We start from the raw sequence: 2,747 nt of genomic DNA, 5'->3' as shown, positions 1-2,747 counted from the left end.
GGTTAAGTTCAAATCAAGATACGGATTTAATAATCCCTGAGTCCGTTCTTATTTTTAAGGTTTTAGGTTTAAGTTTACAATTTTATTCCATAAGAACAAGGAGATGAAACGAATGATGTCTATGAAATGGACATTTTCCTTCTTAACTTTAATGGTAGTGGTTCTCTTGATCGCAGCTCCGGCAGCATTGGCAAATGAGATAAAACTGCGTGTTCATGATGCCAACCGTGCTGGTTCTGGTGATCCAGCCGATGTCAGTTCCGCGGATGGCATCCAAGTGATAGCAGGTGCCAATGCTTCAATAAGGCTTGATGCCGAAGAGCCTCTTGTACCTGGGAGTATTACTGCAGACGATTTTGTGGTTATAGGTGCACAGATCACAGCCGCAGTAGGAACAACAGTAGGAACCAACATTACAGCCAGCGAAGGTAACAAGAGATTTCTTATACCATTAGCAGATCCTGCGGGTGGTGCTGACAACGATCATGATACAGAGATAACTATCATCTTAGTGCCTAAAAAACTTCAATCTGCTAATACAGGAGATTCAGACAGTTCAGGTGTTACACTGAAGTTTAAGTATGTAAACCCTGATAGTAGTGACTCTTCGCCTACAGTAGATGGTCCGAATGACCCAAAAGTCATTTCTATCACGAGAGCGACCGCGATTGGTTCAACCATCGATAGTGCTTTTTTAGAAGAAGTTGTAACCGGTGAGTTCTTGGTAAAAATCGTGCTGACTGAGAAACCCAACGGGAGTCTCGCTGCTGCGAAAGTTGCCGACAGGATAAAGGCACTGAGCGTTTCAGGCGGTAAAGTCACCAATGTGGTCACTGGTGTATCCTTCACAAGAATGCCTACTGATGCATCTGCAGCTGCCATTAGTCCTCCGGAATCTGAGGGAGGCTACGATCACGATGGCACTCCTGCGGATCCCGTTCCCTTAGCCACTGGCAGAGATGATAAGTATTATCCATATCTTGCCACGATTATGCCGGATGGTTCAAAAGATAAAGTGATCATTCGAGTCAAAGACTTTAAGGATCTCGTCAAAACCCAAGGCGAGGGTACTGCTATCCTTGAGCCTGGCATGTATCGGATGCCTTCAGAGAAGGCTGCAATGAATGGGCGGGACAAGCTCGAAGTTAAGGTGAAAAAGGGCCCCGCAGCTGCGAAAGAGGCCGGACTTACAGTTGCGATTCCGAATGATATTATCATTCCAGCAAACGGATATTTGGTTGTTGCCAAAGATGATGGCGACGGCGACGATAACCACGAAAAGAGAACCGACTCCACGGCGGTCGTTTATCCCGGAGATCCAAAGGATGACGACATACTGGTTGGTGATCGACAACCCGCACAACGGATGTACAACGTGATTAAGGCAGGGTTACCTAACTTGGAAACCTTCCTCGCTAACGGTGGCACGATTGTGCTCATAGGTCCAGCAGGTTTAGTTATCAGTGAAATTATGTGGGGTTCGGATGCGTCACTGCCTGAGAGTTTCGAGAGCCAATGGATTGAGATCATGAACCCAGGGGCCCAGGTAAAAACGAAAGATGTGAAGTTAGTTTTCTATGGACCCGGGGCATCAGATCGAGCGGCATTGGCAGCCCTTGACGCAGCTAAGGTGGCAGACACTGTTGGTACTGTGGGGGCTTCTGGATACTGGTCCGTCGCCGGTAAAGGTCAAAGCGGTAGAACAGGTGTTGGCGAAGCTCCTGGCGACATCGTTGCAGTGACACCGACCCAACCACTTATCTCGATGCAGCGCGTTATTGGTGCCACGGGCATGGCAGCGGATGGCACGATGGCGAGCAGCTGGGCTGCCTCTACACCCCCAGGTCAGAACTTCAAGACAAGCGTTGAAGGGACACGCATCGGTTCACCGGGTGCTTCACCTGCTGCGTATCCAGTCGCACCGGCACCGACACCCGAACCCACACCTGCTCCCGTTATTCCGGTTGCTATGTCTGATGACATCAAGATTACTGAAATCATGGTGGACACGGGTAACGGTCGACTCCCACAGTGGATTGAACTCACCAACATGAGTGGTATGGAAAAGAGTCTCGCGGGGTGGTCTGTTGAGATTGAGAACGCCAGTGCGGATGCGGATGTCGTTTCGACTAACGTGAGCATCCACCTCAGCGGCACGCTCGGTGTCGGGGGTGGCACGGATATGGGCGGCACGATGGGGAAATCGCTCCTCTTGGTCGCTTGGGGCGGTCGAAGCTCCAGCAACCTCAGCGTATTAGGCGACCGGCTGATGAACGTCTCTGAGCAATTAAAGCAAAGGGGACGGTATACGCTCCTGAGTCCGATAGGTTTTGTGATCGAACTCCTGCCCCCCCAAACCACAGGCATTGTGCAGTTTGGCGACACGGCAGGCAACCTTGATGCCGCGGAAGCCTGGGAGATCCCAATGGACGAGAACGGTCGGAGTTCGTTGATCCGTCATGAAATGGATGCGGGTATGATGACCATGGGCACAGATGCCAACGGTTGGGTGCTTGCCTCCAGCACAGCACTCGTCGATGGGCCCGCAACGTGGTATGGCAGCGATGAAGACGCTGGAACCCCTGGCTATGATGCGGGTGGACCGCTACCCGTTGAACTCTCACACTTCCGCCCGGCACGCGACAAGGCGACTGGCGCAGTTGTGATTACTTGGGCAACGCAGTCTGAACTCAACAACGCTGGATTCTTCATCAAGCGCAGTAACCAACGCGATGGCGAGTTCAAAG

At 51.1% G+C, this 2,747-nt stretch carries 1 protein-coding gene; it reads left to right on the top strand.

Annotated elements, in window-relative coordinates:
* Positions 1 to 112: 112 nt before the first annotated feature.
* Positions 113 to 2,747, top strand: a 2,635-nt coding sequence (locus tag F4X88_04015) for a lamin tail domain-containing protein (GenBank protein MYA55441.1), incomplete at its 3' end; no start/stop codon positions are given.

This window comes from Candidatus Poribacteria bacterium (assembly GCA_009839745.1).
GTDB lineage: Bacteria > Poribacteria > WGA-4E > WGA-4E > WGA-3G > WGA-3G.
This window is presented reverse-complemented; position numbering and strand designations above follow the sequence as displayed.